This is a genomic window from Roseovarius sp. MMSF_3281, assembly GCF_030733685.1.
GTDB lineage: Bacteria > Pseudomonadota > Alphaproteobacteria > Rhodobacterales > Rhodobacteraceae > Roseovarius.
The window spans coordinates 1-14,931 of sequence record NZ_JASHIM010000040.1; the positions used below are offsets into that span (position 1 = coordinate 1).

A 14,931-nucleotide genomic window follows, 5' to 3' on the forward strand; every position below is an offset into this window, starting at 1 on the left:
ACCCCCCAGCCTGAACCAGAGCCAGGGCCCGAGGCCGAAGGCGAGACAGACCCCGAAGACGACGGCAACGCTCCCCCTGAACCCACGCGCCGACAGCTTGACCCGGCCATCGCCGACGTGCTGCGCGAAGAGGCCGAGCACGAACGCGAGGCCCGCGCCGCCGAAATCGGCGGCGGGCTCGAGTCGCAACCCGATCTTGGACTGACACAGGATCACCTCGACGAAGACAAGCGCGCCCGCGAGGCCCGCGCGCGCATGGCCCGCCTGCGCGGCGAAGACGACACCGCCGCCGAGCCACCCACCTCGGCCCCCGAAGCGTCGGATATCGACCCGACCTCGCGGCGCGATCTCCTGCCGGATATCGACGAGATCAACTCGTCGCTCGATGCCGACTCGCACACCCCGGGCGAAGACGCCCCCGAAAGCGAGGATTGGCCCGAACCCGACTATGCATCGCACAAGCCAAGCGGCTTCAAACGCGGCTTTTCCTACGCGGTCCTGCTCGCGCTGATCCTTCTGGGCATCTATCTTTTCGCCCCTAGGATCGCCGAAACGGTCCCCGCCCTCGCAGGCCCGCTTGAAACATACGTCGAACAGGTCAATGGCCTGCGCGTGATGCTGGACGCGCAGTTCGGCTGGGTCGGCGACTGGCTCAACGAAATGTCCAGCGCCCCGGCGGACACGGCTGAATGACCCTGCCCTGCCCCGGGGCCTCCTCGCCTGATCCGAAACCCCGGGCCGGTCGCTGGCAACGGCTCTGATCACTGGCGGACCAGCGGGACATTGCTGTCATTGCCCGGATATGGTCTACCTTGCGCGACCTATGAACAAGATTGTTTATGATGCCCATGATTGACCTGTTCGTATTCCTCCCTGCTTGCTTTGCTCTGAACCTTGCGTTCGGACCGAACAATCTGATCGCACTGACACATGGTGCACAGAATGGCCTTGCCTTCGCTGTCAGTGCCAGCACGGCGCGATTGGCTGTCTTCGTTCCCATGATTGCTGCCAGCGCCTTGGGGTTGGGTGTGCTTCTTTCCGCCTCTGCATTCCTCTTTGGCGCGATCAAGATCGTCGGGGCGATCTACCTGATCTGGATGGGCATCAAACTCTTGCGGACCCGCCCGGCGCGGGCCGGTGTGGGGACTGACTATCTCACGCCGACATTTCGTCAGGCATTCCGGCGTGAGGCGCTAATTGCTGTCAGCAATCCGAAAGCCATCTTGATTTTCGCTGCCTTCTTTCCGCAATTCGTAGATACCACTGCCTACTGGCAAAGCTATGCCTCTCTGGGGGCGATTTTCATTGCCCTCGAAGCATGCGCGATCATGTTGTATGCCTCGGCCGGACGGTTCGCGGCCGCATTCGCATCAACGCGCTTGCACTGGTTCCAACGTATCTCGGGCGGTGGTATGATCGCGTTCGGCGTCCTGCTCCTGTTCAGTCGACAGCCCGGACGTGCATAGTCTCGGTGCTAAAGCGTTCCGCCTTTAACCCGAGACATCGGCGAAAGACCGAACGCGTGCAACGATTGAGCGAAACGCTTTAGTATGGCCTCCAACCCAACGCTTGCCACGCTATGCACACCCGTCACCCGATACTATTCGGATCGGGCCTCTGGAACATGACCAAAACCAATGGCCAGCCGGTTCCAGGCGTTCATCTGCGCGACGATCAACGTCAGATCGACGATTTCGGTTTCAGAAAAATGATCGAAAAGCGCCGCGTACAAATGGTCGGGGGCCCCGTCTACCGCGACTCTGGTGATCGCTTCGGCCCAATCAAGCGCCGCCTTTTCCGCATCGTCAAAGAAAGACACCTCGCGCCAGACCGTGAGACAATCAAGCCGTTGGGCCGTTTCGCCGGCCTTCCTCGCTTCCGTCGTGTGAAGGTCGACGCAGTAGGCACAGCCATTGATCTGGGACACCCGAAGTTCGATCACGGCCCTGAGCCTCTTGCCAATTGAAGGCATATCGCCTTTGGCTTTGGCCATACTGGCAATGGCGTTGCCGTTAATTGAAGCATAGTCCAGCCGTTCGATCATCCGTTCCTCCAGTCTCCCGGCGCGGTTCCGCGCCTCGTGGGTTTCATTATTTGCGACCGTGACACCATCTGCAAGACGGGTCCAGACAGGCACAGCAGCATCCGGCACGGTGGGGTCCAACCGGGCATTCACGACATCGCGCCGTGGCCCAGGTGAACGTCGTCTGACAAATGAAGACGCTTTAACGACAGCTGAAAGGCACGAAGGTACTGGCCATGCCTTCGTTCATGGTCATGATCGTCAAGAGATTAGCCAATTCAATCTCGGCATCCGTGATCGGGCAAACATGGTCGGTGGGCTGACAACCGCCATCGATGAAGGATCGATTCTCCGATAAAAACTCTTCGCGCAGACCGTCGAGTCCCTGAAAGCCGAGCGCCGATTCAACGGCGTGATCGTAGAGAACACATTTTTGCTCGCTCCACGTCAGACCCTCCAATTCCTGCGCGCCCACCGGACCCGCAAGAAAGGTCACGATGGCTAAAGCGTTTCGCGAAAAACTTGGATCACAGATTTTCGCGAAACGCAGTGCTCCGCTCACTCGTTGCACAGGTTCCGCCATTCGCCGATGTCTCAGCTTAAAGGCGGAACGCTTTAGGTAGAGGAGCGGGGAAATACGAGAATCAGTCACTGGTGTAGGGGTCATACGGTGGCAAAACTACGTTGTTGGATGCGATACGGGCCAGCTCTGCATGGGTGCTGGCCTGCAGGTCTCTATCGCGCGACGATCCCCTGATATAGATTGTCATCAAAAGAGGTTTTCGGTTCGGCGGGTAGATCGCTGCGATTGTCGCGGTTTCCCCTCGTGGTCCGGTGCCTGTCCGGTCGCCAACCGTCCAATCAGACGGGATACCTGCCCGGATCCGGGCCTCGCCGGTGGTGTTCGCAACCATCCACGCGAAAAGCTGGTCCTTCCCCTGCGAGGAAAGAACATCCCCCAGCAACAGTCGCTCCATCGTTTTCAACATCTGCAACGGCGTACTGCTGTCGCGCGGATCACCGGGTGGCACATCGTTCATCTCGGTTTCGAAGCGATCAACCCGCGTTAACGGATCGCCCATTTCCCGCAATGCCAAGGTCAATGCTTCCGGGCCACCAAGACTGCGCAAAAGCAGGTTGGCCGCCGCATTATCGCTGCGTGTCATTGCCGCCTCACAGAGGCGTTGCACGCTCATGTTGCCACCAACGGCATGCTGGACGACCGGCGACCACGATACGATATCCGAGGCATCTATCGGGATTTCGCGATCAAGGCGTTCCTGCCCCCGGTCAACGCGCTGCAGGATTGCACCCGCCAGCAGGAACTTGAAAGTGCTGTTGAGCGGGAAAAGCGCGTTTTCACCCCATCCGCTTGCACGTCCGGTTTCAGTGTCCAATACGGCAACACCAAGATCACCATTGACCGCAAGGTTGATCACCTCGAACGAAAACTTCGGGATCAGGCCGTCATCATAGGTGCGTGGTTGCCATTCGCGGGTTCCACGGGTGGTCGCCTGCCCGGTTGCCGCGGACGCGACGAAGGCCCCTATTCCGGCCACAACCGTGCGTCGCAATACGTTTTTCACAACTGTCTCTCTACAAGCATTCAAGACCCGGTAAGGGGCCGTTTGTAAATTTAGCAGATTTGAAGTTCCGGCTCCAGCCACGTTACAGAAGCAGGCGGGAAGCGGCCAAACTGTTTGCCAACAACGCGGTATCCAGACATCCGGACCACCGCAGCATCCGGCCCGGTTGGACCCGAAGGCGCGGGTCAGGGCCGCGCCTACTCTCTCGAATGTCGGGGGTCAAAACCGGTCCAGCAGCCGCTCAAGATACTCCAGTTCCACCTCGGGCCGCTCCCCGTCGCCCGAGCGGCGGCGGATTTCGTCCAGCAACTCGCGCGCCCGGCGGTAAACATCCTCACCCTGCAACAGGTTGTCCTGCGTGCCCGCCTGCTGGCCCTGTCCCGGCGCACGGCCCAGCGGGTCGTTCTGCTGCTGACCGGGCTGGCCACGGGCCTGGCCCTGCCCGCCCTGCTGCTGCTGACCCTCCTGCGCCAGTTGTTCACCAAGGTTGCGCATCCCTTCGCGCAGGGCCTCCATCGCCTCGGCCTGCCGGTCAATCGCCTCGCCAAGGTCATCGCCGCGCAGGGCCTCTTCCGCGCCGTCCATGGCCCGTTCGGCGCGGTCCAGCGACTCGCGCGCTGCCTCTCCGGCCTCACCGCCCCCGCCAGGCATATTGCCCCGCTGTTGCTCCAACTGGCGGCGCAGGGCCTCCTGCCGGTCGGCCAGCGATCCTTGCCCACCCTGGCCCTGTTGCGCCTGGTCCTGACCTTGGCCGCGCTGTCCGGGTTGCTGGCCTTGGCCCTGCCCTTCGCCGGGCTGGTCATGGCTCTGGCCTTGCCCCTGCCCGCCATCGCGGCCTTCGTTGCCTGGGCTCTGGCCCGATTGCGCATTGGGGTTGAACTGTTCCTGCAGATCGCGGAACGCCTGATCCGACAGGCCCTGCTGATCGCGCAGGGTTTCGGCCAGCCCCTCCATGGCCTGCTGACCGGGGGTTTGCCCCTGCCCGCCCTGGCCCTCGGTCACCCGCATGTTCTCCATCATCTGCTGGAACTGCTCCAGCGCCTCTTGCGCCTCGGCCATCCGGCCCTGTTCCATCAGCTCCTGGATACGGTCCATCATGTCCTGCAAATCCTGCTGGGTCATCTGCAGGCTGTCTTCCGACGCGTCGGGCTGTTCGCCGTTCTGCTGGCGTTCGCGGTTCTCGCGCTGCGCCTGCTGCATCTTCTGGCGCATGTAGTCATTCGTGGCCTGCCGCAACTCGTCCATCAGGCGCTCAATTTCCTCTTCGCTGGCCCCGTTGCGCATCGCCTCGCTCAGCCGCTCCTGCGCCGCGCGCATCCGCTCCAGCGCATCGCCGATATCGCCCTCCTCAAGGATCAGGGCCAGGTCCCACATCGCCTCGGCAATCTCGTCGCGCGCCTCGGCGTCAAACCCGCCATAGGCCGCAAGGGTCTCCAACCGCCGCAGGATCACCCGCAGCCGCAAATAGGCGGTCTCGCGGCGAAACATCCCATCCTCGGGCCGGTGCGATATCGCCCGCAACACCTGTGCCACCCGCTTGCCGTTGTCGCGGCTCCACAGAAGGTCACGCCGCTGTTCGATCACCGCCGCCGCCATCGGGTCAAAGAACCGCCGCGCCGGCAGGGTCAGCTTTTGCACCTCGCTGGCCCCCACCTGCCCCGCGGCATCCTCCACCTGCAACTGCAGGGTCACGGGCATATGCGCCCAAGGGTGCTTGGACAGGTTCTCGATCAATGTCTCGGAAAATTCCGCCCGATCCCCGGTAATCGGCATCGGCAGGTCCAACTCGATCGGCGCGCGCGGCTCAGGCTCCGCTGCCAGGCCATAGCGCCGCTCAACCGCTTGCACGTCCAGATCGAACCGCGCCACGCCGCCCACGACGCCGTAATCGTCGCGCGCCCGGAACGGATGGCTCATCTGGCCGTCGAAGGTCACATCGCTGGGGGCCGGGGCCACCTCCACCTGCGGCGGCAGATCGCGCAGCGCGCTCACCTCCCATGCCTGCCCTCCGGGGCCGTCAATCCGCAACTCGCCGTCGCTCACGATGTCAAAGCTTTGCTCGGCATCGCTGGCCGCGCCCAGATCCTCGGTGCGCTCGGAAACCGTTTCGGACACGCTCAGCGCGCCCAGTTCACCATAAAGCCGCAGGGTCACGCGGCTGCCCGCCGGTACGGTGATCTCGTCCTTCTGATCATTCAGGTAAAGGCTCGGCAATCCCGTGTATTGCGGCGGCTCGATCCAGCCTTCCCAAGCCGGGCCACTGGCAAGGGCCGCGCCACCCGGGGCCATGTCGCCCACGCTGCCCACGCGCCAGACCGACCCGAACACCAGCGCCACCATCAGGCCCAAAAGCGCGATGTAACGCAGGCCGAATACATCCCGCGACGACAACCGCAAATCCGGCTCCACCGCCTTTGCCTCTGCGGCCCGCTCGGCCATCCGCGCCCGGTGCGCCCGCCACAGGGCCTCCGATCCCGCGTCACCCCCGCCAATCGCCTGGGTGTCGGCCAAGGCCGCCAAGGGGTGCCCCGGCATGGCGGCATCCATGCGCGCCACGGCCTCTTCCCGGCGCGGCCAGCGGAACCGCCGCAGGCCCCTCAGCGCAAAGAAAAGCCCGGCCACGGCGATCGCCAAGGCGCCGTACCAGAACATATCGACCGACAGGGTCTCATGCAGGCCCAACATCAGGACCGCCGCCACCGAGGCCACCAGGCACCACAAGGGCCAGAACGCGCGGCACCCGCGCTCGGCAATCAATCCCGCCCATGTCAGGGTCAGGGGCCAGCGCAGCCGCATCATCACGGAACTCAGGGGCGTGTCAGGTCGGGCCATGCTCCAATCCAATCCATGGCCCGACGCGCCTATCGCGTCACAGCCACTCGGGGATGGTATCGCGATTTATCATCTCGTCAAAGGTCGGACGCGCCCGAATGACGGCGAATTGATGCCCATGCACCAAAACTTCGGGGATCAGGGGCCGCGTATTGTACTCGCTCGCCATCACCGCGCCATAGGCCCCGGCACTGCGAAAGGCCACCAGGTCGCCCGCCGCAAGCTGCGGCATCATCCGTTCCCTGGCAAAGGTATCCCCCGATTCGCAGACCGGCCCGACAATGTCATAGGCCACCTGCTCGGCCCCGGCCTCGGGTTCGACCACCGGGATGATATCGTGATAGGCCTCGTACATCGCCGGGCGGATCAGATCGTTCATCGCCGCATCGAGGATCAGGAAATCGCGCCCCTCGCCCGATTTCACGTAAATCACCTCCGACACCAGGATCCCGGCATTCCCCGCCACAAGGCGCCCCGGCTCGATCTCGATCTCGCACCCCAGATGCCCAACCGTGTCCTTGATCAACTGGCCGTATTCCGTGGGCAGGGGCGGCGCCTCGTTGCTGCGGGTGTAAGGGATGCCCAAACCGCCCCCCAGATCGAGGCGCGAAATCTCGTGCCCATCGGCGCGCAAGGCTTCGGTCAGTTCCGCCACCTTCTCATAGGCAAGGCGGAACGGCTCCAAGTCGGTCAACTGGCTGCCGATATGCACGTCGATGCCGATCACCTTCAAACCCGGCAGGGCGGCGGCCTCGGCATAAACCTCTCGCGCGCGGGTGATCGGGATGCCGAACTTGTTCTCACTCTTGCCGGTGGCGATCTTGGCGTGGGTCTTGGCATCCACATCCGGGTTCACCCGCACGGTAATCGGGGCGACAACGCCCATTTCGGTCGCGACCGCACTGATCGCGGCCATCTCGGGCTCGCTTTCCACGTTGAACTGCCGCACACCCCCGGCCAGGACCTGCGCGATCTCCTCCCGCGTCTTGCCGACCCCGGAAAACACGATCCGCTCACCCGGAACACCGGCGGCCTTGGCGCGGGCATATTCCCCGCCCGAAACCACGTCCATCCCGGCGCCCATCTCGGCCAGGGTCCTAAGGATCGCCACGTTGCTTGCCGCCTTCACCGCATAGCAAACAAGATGATCCACACCCTCAAGCGCCTCGTCGAACAGCCGGAAATGCCGGGTCAGCGTCGCCGTGGAATAACAGTAAAACGGCGTGCCCACCTGCGCGGCGATCTCGGCCACGGGGACGTCCTCGGCATGCAACTGCCCATCGCGATAAATAAAATGGTCCATACCGCGCCGATTACGGCGAACCGGCACGCGGATCAATCGAAAACAACCGGGGCCGCGGCCCGAAGGCCCCGCTCGACAGCCCCCGGCCCACGGCCCCTTTGCTCACCGCCTCTTTCGGGCGGTTATTTCTTCAACTTCTTGCGCAACTGCTCACGCTTGACCGCGGTGCGATCCTTGGCCCGTGCGATCACCCGCTCAAAGACCGGCATGAATTCCGGGTTCTGAATCCCCCGGCCCGTCGCCAGTTGATACAGCATGTGATGCGGGTTGGCGTTGCATTCGATGATCAAGGGCCCCTCGGGCGTCACGGCAATATCCCAGCCAAGGACGCCGAATTGCGGCAAAACTTCATGGCCGCGCACGGCGATGTCACAAATCTCGTCCCAAAACGGGATCTGTACGTCGGCAAAGGCCATGCCACTGGCCGGATGGGTCTCGATCGCCTCCTGCGTCGGACCCTCGCCACGGCGGCACTGCACCACTTGGCCATTCGCCTTGTCGATTTCGGCCAACATGCTGCCCGACTGCCAATAATTGTCCGACATCGCCTTGGGCGACGGCACCTTCCAAAGCGTGTAAAGCACCGAAGGCTTTTGCCCGTCGTAAACCGTCACAACCCGGATACTGCCAATCGCAGGACCGGCCACCTTGGTCATATCCGCATGCTGCTCGACAGCGGTCTGAAAGATAAAGCCATCGCCATACTCGTCCAGAACCTCTTGTGCGAACTGGCGCAAATCAATGCGCTGCCCATTCGACAAGACCAACTCGCGTGCAGTCCGATCCAGCTCGACGATCAAGGCCGACCCAACGCTGCCCCACCCCTCACCGGGCTTCACGAACAGCGGGTACCGCGCGGTTTCCATCAGGAAGGCTTCGATACCCTCCACATCCGCCAGACGCGGCAAAACCCCATACCCTCGGTCGGTCGAAACCACGGCCTGTGTTTCGGGCGTCCGAAAACCAAGTTGCTGCATCATCGCGCCGTAAAGCACCTTGTCCCGCACGAAGGGCCGCAACTTCGTCAATCCAATGGGCGACAGCTTCTTGTTGAAACGCGTGTTGCCCTTCTTGCCGACAAAACCGCACTTGTCCTGCGCCGACATCTCCGGGTCGAACAAACGGTTGGTGTAATATTCATTGAAATCCATGCGATTGCGCCGAAACCGCAGGCCCACCATCTCGCGGAACTGGCGGAACGGACTGACCCGGTAGTCGCGCGCCACCTGCACGATCATTTCCGGCGCTGGCGGCAGCGCCTTTTCCGGCGCGGCCAACAAGGCGGTTGGTGCCGTTTGGGCAAGGGTGTCGGACATGGCGGTGCTCCTGTCATCATCACATGTAGACAGCACGCTAAGATCCGAGTTTGTCCAAAATTAGGCAACAATGGTGCGTAAAACGGGGTGATTTCACACGCCCTGTCCGCGCCCCATCCGCAGGAACAGGTAAAGCGGCAAGCCACAGCTCACGCCGATGCAAAAGGTCGCCGGGATCGCCAACAGGCCAATCCACGCCCGCCGCTGCAGGCTTTCCCAGATCACCCAAACCGTCAGGGCCACGGCGGCAATGGTCAAATCCCAAACCAACCCGCTGCTCGCGGCATTGGCATGCCATGCATCGACCATCGCCATCAGGTCGAACCCGTTTTCTCCGAACCATTGCAGGAAATAGGCCATCGGGTGGATGGCCCCCCAGACGGCAAGCGCAAGAAAGGCGTATCTCACAGCGCGGTCGCCACCGTCACCGTCGTGCGCCCCGAAATCCATGTCGCCCCGGTCGAGGCGTTCACGCCACGGTTGCCCACACCCACCGTCGTGTTCGTGCTCGGGCGGATGGGCTCGCCATCCACGCCGCAACCGGCCAATGCCGCCAGGCTCAACACCGCCAGGATCCGTATCATCCCAAGACCTCTTTCCATCGTGCGATCTGTGCGCGCACCTGCGCCGGTGCCGTCCCGCCATAGCTCACGCGCGACGCAACCGAGTTATGCACGCCCAATACATCATAGACCGCTTTCGTGATTTCGCCATGCACCTCTTGCATCTCGGCCAAACTCAGCTCAGGCAAATCGCATCCCCGGGCCTCGGCCTTGGCCACCAAGGCCCCGGTCACATGATGCGCCTCGCGGAAGGGCATGCCCAGAACCCGCACCAGCCAATCGGCCAAATCCGTCGCGGTCGAGAATCCGGCACCCGCCGCACCTTCCAAGGCCTCACGCTGCGGGGCCATATCCCGCACCATGCCTTCCATCGCCGCCAGCGCCAGCATCAGGTTATCAGCGGCATCAAAGACCTGTTCCTTGTCTTCCTGCATGTCCTTGGAATAGGCCAAGGGCAGCCCCTTCATCACCGTCATCAAGGCGACATTCGCCCCGAAAATCCGCCCCACCTTGGCGCGGATCAATTCCGCCGCATCGGGGTTTTTCTTCTGCGGCATGATGCTGGACCCGGTCGAAAACCGGTCCGACAACGCCACGAACCGGAACTGCGCCGAGGACCAGATCACCAACTCCTCGGCAAAGCGGCTCAGGTGCATGGCGCAAATGCTTGCCGCGCTCAGGAACTCCAGCGCGAAATCCCGGTCGCTCACCGCGTCCAGCGAATTCGCCGCAGGCCGGTCAAAGCCCAGGGCCTCTGCCGTCATCTCCCGATCAATCGGGAAAGACGTGCCCGCCAAGGCCGCCGCCCCCAAGGGGCATTCGTTCATCCGCGCCCGCGCATCGCGCACCCGGCTCAGGTCACGCCCGAACATCTCGACATAAGCCATCATGTGATGGCCCCATGTGACGGGCTGCGCGGTCTGCAAATGGGTAAAGCCCGGCATCACCCAATCGGCCCCGGCCTCGGCCTGCACCAACAGCGCCTCAATCAGCGCAACAAGCCCCGTCTCGGCGGCATCCAACTGGTCCCGCACCCACAGCTTGAAATCGGTCGCCACCTGGTCGTTCCGGCTGCGCCCGGTGTGCAACCGCCCCGCAGGCTCGCCAATCACCTCTTTCAAACGCGCTTCCACGTTCATGTGGATATCTTCCAGCGCCGTGGAAAATTCGAACCGCCCCTCTTCGATCTCTGACAAGACCGTGAGCAAGCCTTCCCTCATCGCCTCGGCATCACTATCACTTACAATACCCGTCGCGGCCAACATGGCCGCATGGGCGCGCGATCCGGCGATATCCTGTGCCGCCAGCCGCTTGTCGAATCCGATCGAGGCATTGATCGCCTCCATGATCGCATCCGGCCCGGCGGCAAAGCGGCCGCCCCACATCGCGTTCGAAGTCTTGGTCATGTCACACCCTTCGGAGGGAAAATGAAGTTCATTCGTTTCGCATTCCTTTATATGGCGCTCGGTCTGGGTGCAAACCCCGCGCTTGCCACCGACCTCGATACATTGAACGCCCTGCGCGAGGGCGACATGAAAAAGCTGAACTTCCATGCCGAGGGCAAGGAGGTCTCGCAAATCCCCTTCACCACCGCCGATGGCGGCACGATGACCCTTGCCGACTACCAGGGCAAACACATCGTCCTGAACTTCTGGGCCACGTGGTGCGCGCCCTGCCGCGTGGAAATGCCGATGCTCTCCGACCTGCAAGCCGAACTGGGCGGCGAGGGGTTCGAGGTGGTCACCATCGCCACGGGCCGCAACGCGCCCCCCGCGATGAAAAAATTCTTCGATGAAATCGGCGTTGCCAACCTGCCGCTCCACCGCGACCCCAAGGGGGCGCTTGCCCGCGAGATGGGGATCTTCGGCCTGCCGATCACCCTGATCCTCGATCCCGAGGGGCAAGAGATCGCCCGCCTGCGCGGCGATGCCCATTGGAACTCCGACAGCGCCAAGGCGATCATCAGCGCCCTGATCGACGGCGGCGCCGAAGGCTGAGGTTTGTACAGTCTGTACAGACCTCCGGCGCAAAGTGCCGATTTCTGTACAGAACCGCGGGGGTCCCTGTACAAAACGTACAAAGGTTAACGGCGGCAAAAGGTTAACGCGTTAACCTTTTCGCGCCCCTCCGACTTGCGTTTCGTACGACTCGTACGATGATCTTCCGCACCGCCCCGATTTTCGTACGAAAATCAGGGGTTTGTCGTACGACTCTTACGAAAACTGCGCCGCTCGGCTCAGGCCGCCAATCCCCGCCCTTTGAGCAGCGCCTCAACCCCCGGCATCCGCCCCCGGAACGCGGTATAAAGCGCCTCTGGCTCGGCCGATCCACCCTTGGAAAGAATGTGTGTTTCCAATGCCTTGGCCCGTTCTTCATCAAATGCCCCGCCCGCTTCCTCGAAGCTGGCAAAGGCATCCGCATCCATCACTTCCGACCACATGTAGCTGTAATAACCGCTGGAATATCCGTCGCCCGCAAAGACATGCGCAAACTGCGGCGTCGCATGGCGCATGGTGATGGCCTTTGGCATTCCCATATTTTCCAATATTTCCAATTGCTTACCCATCACGTCCCCGGGCGCCTTGCCCTCGTGAAACGCCAAATCCACCATGGCCGAGGCGACATATTCCACCGTCTGGAACCCTTGGTCAAAATTCGCCGCCTTCAGCATTTTATCCAACAATTCCGGGGGCATAGCCTCCCCCGTCTGGTAATGCCGCGCGTATTTTTCCAGGACCTGCGGCACCTCAAGCCAATGTTCGTACAGCTGCGAAGGCAGCTCGACAAAGTCCCGCGCCACGCAAGTCCCTGAAATACTTTCATAATTTACGTCCGACAGCAGGTGATGCAGGGCATGCCCGAACTCATGAAACAGGGTCCGCGCATCGTCATAAGACAAAAGCGCCGGATCGCCTTTGGCGAAATTGCAGGTGTTTAAAACCACCGGCCCCTGTGTTTGCGGAATCTTAGCTTGTCCGCGCATGGCACTACACCACGCCCCCGACCGTTTCGAGGCGCGCGCGAAATAATCCCCAATGAAAACAGCCACATGCGCGCCATCGCGCGTCACTTCCCAAGCTCGGCAATCGGGGTGGTAAAGCGGCACATCCAGCTCCTTGAACTCCAAACCGAACAGCCGGTTGGCCGTGCCAAAGGCCGCTTCGATCATCGCCTCAAGCGACAAATACGGTTTCACCGCCGATTCATCCAAATCATGCTCCGCCTGCCGCCGCTTCTCGGCATAGTAGCGCCAGTCCCACGGGCGTAATTCTCCATTGATTCCATCGGCTTGCATCATTTCGGTCAAGGTTTCGGCGTCCCGCTCGGCCTGCGCCTTGGCCGGTTCCCAGACCTGCATCAGCAAATTGCGCACCCGATCCGGCGTTTTCGCCATCTCGGTTTCCAGTTTGTAATCCGCGAAACTCTCATACCCCAGAAGTTGCGCCCGCTCTTCGCGCAACCGCAATATCTCGGCGCAAATCTCCCGATTGTCGGTCTCGCCGCCCATGGCCCCGCGCGCCTCCCAAGCGCGAAACGCCTTTTCCCGCAGGTCGCGCCGGGGCGAGAATTGCAGGAACGGAACGATTAACGATCGCGATAATGTGACCACCGGGGCCTCCAGCCCCTTTTCACGGCCCGCTTCCCGCGCCGATGACACAACAAAATCCGGAAGGTTTTCAAGGGCTTGATCGTCCAATTCCATGTACCAGCCCGACTCGTCAGCCAACAGGTTTTGCGTGAACTGCGTGCCCAGTTCGGCCAGCCGCGCCATGATCTCGCGCATCCGCTTGTCCGATTCGCCGCTCAAGGCCGCCCCCGCCCGCACGAACCGCCGCCGCGTCAGCATCAGCAACCGCTCTTGTTCATCGCTCAGATCAAGGTTTTCGCGGGTCTGCCAAAGCGCCTCGATCCGCTCAAAAAGCTTTTTGTTTCCAGTGACTTCCGAAGAATAGGCGGCCAGTTTCGGGCTGAACGCGCGCTGCAATTCCTGCCGCTTTGGGTTGCTGTCCGACCCGGCCAGGGTGAAAAACACCGACAGCACCTTGTCCAGGGCCTCCCCACTGGCCTCCAAGGCCTCTATCGTATTGGCAAAGCTGGGTTTTTCCGGGTTCTCGGCAATCGCCGTCACCTCCGCCCGCGCCGCGCCCAACGCCTCCTCGAAGGCCGGTTCGAAATGCGCGTCCGAAATCTCATCGAAAGGCGCCAGTTTGAACGCTCCATCCCATTTTTCAAGCAGCGGGTTCGCCATGCCTCAGGCTCCTTTTTCCTTTGTTTTCCGACAGATAGGGCAATCTTCGCGCGGATGGATTGCGATCTTTCGGGTCTCGCCCCATAGCGCGTCATAGATCATCATTTCCCCCAAAAGCGCCTGCCCCGCCCCGGAAATCAGCTTTATCGCCTCCACGGCCATCATCGACCCCACCACGCCGGGCAGCGGCCCCACCACCCCAGCCTCAGCACAAGAAGGCGCTAGACCGGGTGCTGGAGCTTCCGGAAAAATACATTGATAACAAGGGGTTCCGCGATGCACGGCAAAGACATTCACCTGCCCTTCCCATTGTGACAAGGCCCCCGAGATCAATGGCTTACCCAGCGCCACACAGGTTTCATTCGCCAAATACCGGGTGTCGAAATTATCCGTCCCATCAAGGATCACGTCGTAATCGGCAAAAAGCTCTTCGGCGATCTCGGGCGTCAACCGACGCTGATAGGGCCTGACCTCCACATTCGGGTTTTGCGCTGTCATCGCCTGTATCGCCGACTGCACCTTGGGCAGCCCGATGTCAGCATCCCCATGGATGACTTGACGTTGCAAATTCGAGTTGTCGACCACGTCATCGTCAATCACCCCAATCGTACCCACTCCGGCAGCGGCCAAATATAGTAACACAGGCGATCCAAGCCCCCCGGCCCCGATCACCAGCACCTTGGCTTCTTTCAATGCCTTCTGCCCCGGTCCGCCGATCTCGCGCAAAACGATGTGGCGGGCGTAACGCTCAAGTTCGGCTTCGGAAAACAGCCCTTTCTTTTCAGGGGCTTGGCCAATATCGGCACGATGGCGAAGCTTCTGCAAAATCCAGCGGTACGCCAGCACGATCGCCACGAACCCGCCGATCATCAGCCAAAGCGCGGCGCTTTGCCCGGTGGCCATCCTAAGCGGGTGCCCGTCTGGCAGGACCAGGTGCAAAAGCACAACTCCGCCCCACAAAACCCCGATCATGCCCCAGCGCAATCGCTTGGGCGTCTTGAGGATCGCCCCCACGCCCCACAGCACCGCCGCCATGACCAAGACCAAAAGCATCAGGTG

The 14,931-nt window shown here is 61.9% G+C and carries 14 protein-coding genes; 3 read left to right on the forward strand and 11 right to left on the reverse strand.

What is annotated here, in order from left to right; genetic code table 11:
- Positions 1 to 693: hypothetical protein (locus tag RBB32_RS20620; protein WP_306155534.1), on the forward strand; the 693-nt coding region annotated here is incomplete at its 5' end.
- A gap of 155 nt (positions 694 to 848) precedes the next feature.
- Complete coding sequence (locus tag RBB32_RS20625) at positions 849 to 1,466, forward strand: LysE family translocator (protein ID WP_306155536.1); 618 nt, start codon at positions 849 to 851, stop codon at positions 1,464 to 1,466.
- A 134-nt stretch (positions 1,467 to 1,600) separates the two neighbouring features.
- Here RBB32_RS20625 and RBB32_RS20630 read toward each other — a convergent pair whose 3' ends face one another.
- The 9 genes from RBB32_RS20630 to argH all read right to left on the reverse strand — a co-directional run bounded on the left by RBB32_RS20630 (position 1,601) and on the right by argH (position 11,029).
- Positions 1,601 to 2,044, reverse strand: coding sequence for a carboxymuconolactone decarboxylase family protein (locus RBB32_RS20630; protein WP_306155538.1), 444 nt, complete (start codon positions 2,042 to 2,044; stop codon positions 1,601 to 1,603).
- Positions 2,045 to 2,225: 181 nt separating this feature from the next.
- Positions 2,226 to 2,585: a hypothetical protein gene (locus tag RBB32_RS20635; RefSeq protein ID WP_306155541.1), complete on the reverse strand. Its 360-nt coding sequence runs from the start codon at positions 2,583 to 2,585 to the stop codon at positions 2,226 to 2,228.
- Between the two features lie 82 nt (positions 2,586 to 2,667).
- Positions 2,668 to 3,609: a class A beta-lactamase gene (bla, locus tag RBB32_RS20640; protein WP_306155543.1), complete on the reverse strand. Its 942-nt coding sequence runs from the start codon at positions 3,607 to 3,609 to the stop codon at positions 2,668 to 2,670.
- Positions 3,610 to 3,828: 219 nt separating this feature from the next.
- Positions 3,829 to 6,441 (reverse strand): TIGR02302 family protein, encoded by a 2,613-nt coding sequence (locus RBB32_RS20645; RefSeq protein WP_306155545.1) that lies wholly within the window; start codon positions 6,439 to 6,441, stop codon positions 3,829 to 3,831.
- Positions 6,442 to 6,478: 37 nt separating this feature from the next.
- Positions 6,479 to 7,744, reverse strand: coding sequence for a diaminopimelate decarboxylase (gene lysA, locus RBB32_RS20650; protein WP_306155547.1), 1,266 nt, complete (start codon positions 7,742 to 7,744; stop codon positions 6,479 to 6,481).
- A gap of 122 nt (positions 7,745 to 7,866) precedes the next feature.
- Entirely contained in the window at positions 7,867 to 9,060 is a 1,194-nt protein-coding gene (locus tag RBB32_RS20655; protein WP_306155554.1) for a sugar-transfer associated ATP-grasp domain-containing protein, read from the reverse strand.
- 93 nt (positions 9,061 to 9,153) lie between these two features.
- Entirely contained in the window at positions 9,154 to 9,468 is a 315-nt protein-coding gene (locus RBB32_RS20660; RefSeq protein WP_306155556.1) for a DUF2834 domain-containing protein, read from the reverse strand.
- Positions 9,465 to 9,644, reverse strand: a complete 180-nt coding sequence (locus tag RBB32_RS20665; protein WP_306155558.1) for an argininosuccinate lyase — start codon at positions 9,642 to 9,644, stop codon at positions 9,465 to 9,467. The genes RBB32_RS20660 and RBB32_RS20665 overlap by 4 nt, the downstream gene beginning before the upstream one ends.
- The gene (argH, locus tag RBB32_RS20670; RefSeq protein WP_306155561.1) at positions 9,641 to 11,029 is read right to left on the reverse strand and encodes an argininosuccinate lyase; all 1,389 of its coding nucleotides are present in this window, start codon (positions 11,027 to 11,029) and stop codon (positions 9,641 to 9,643) included. The genes RBB32_RS20665 and argH overlap by 4 nt, the downstream gene beginning before the upstream one ends.
- A gap of 21 nt (positions 11,030 to 11,050) precedes the next feature.
- Between argH and RBB32_RS20675 the strand changes: the two genes are divergently transcribed.
- The gene (locus RBB32_RS20675; RefSeq protein ID WP_306155563.1) at positions 11,051 to 11,620 is read left to right on the forward strand and encodes a TlpA disulfide reductase family protein; all 570 of its coding nucleotides are present in this window, start codon (positions 11,051 to 11,053) and stop codon (positions 11,618 to 11,620) included.
- Positions 11,621 to 11,859: 239 nt separating this feature from the next.
- Here the strand turns inward: RBB32_RS20675 and RBB32_RS20680 are convergent, their stop codons facing one another.
- Positions 11,860 to 13,872 (reverse strand): M3 family metallopeptidase, encoded by a 2,013-nt coding sequence (locus tag RBB32_RS20680; RefSeq protein WP_306155570.1) that lies wholly within the window; start codon positions 13,870 to 13,872, stop codon positions 11,860 to 11,862.
- A 3-nt stretch (positions 13,873 to 13,875) separates the two neighbouring features.
- Positions 13,876 to 14,925, reverse strand: coding sequence for a HesA/MoeB/ThiF family protein (locus RBB32_RS20685; RefSeq protein WP_306155573.1), 1,050 nt, complete (start codon positions 14,923 to 14,925; stop codon positions 13,876 to 13,878).
- Between the last annotated feature and the right edge of the window lie 6 nt (positions 14,926 to 14,931).